General features: G+C 65.8%; 1 protein-coding gene. It reads right to left on the minus strand.

The window, feature by feature from the left end:
- Window positions 1-263, minus strand: a 263-nt coding sequence (locus JK361_RS40820; protein ID WP_201828307.1) for an AMP-binding enzyme, incomplete at both ends; no start/stop codon positions are given.

Below are 263 nucleotides of genomic sequence, written 5' to 3' on the forward strand. Positions count from 1 at the left end.
AGCCGGCACCATGAACTCCGGCAACCGCTCACCCGCATACCGCCGCAGTTCAGCCGGATCCAGCCGCTCCCTCTCCCCCGCGGCCGCAACGACGTACGCGACCAGGCGCTTGTCCCCGGGACGGTCCTCACGCACCAGCACCGCCACCTGCGCGACATGCGGATGCCCTGTCAGAACCGACTCGACCTCACCCAACTCGATGCGGAAACCACGAAGCTTCACCTGATCATCAGCACGACCGACATACTCCAGATTGCCGTCCG

The organism is Streptomyces musisoli, assembly GCF_016741855.1.
In the GTDB taxonomy this organism is placed as follows: domain Bacteria; phylum Actinomycetota; class Actinomycetes; order Streptomycetales; family Streptomycetaceae; genus Streptomyces; species Streptomyces musisoli.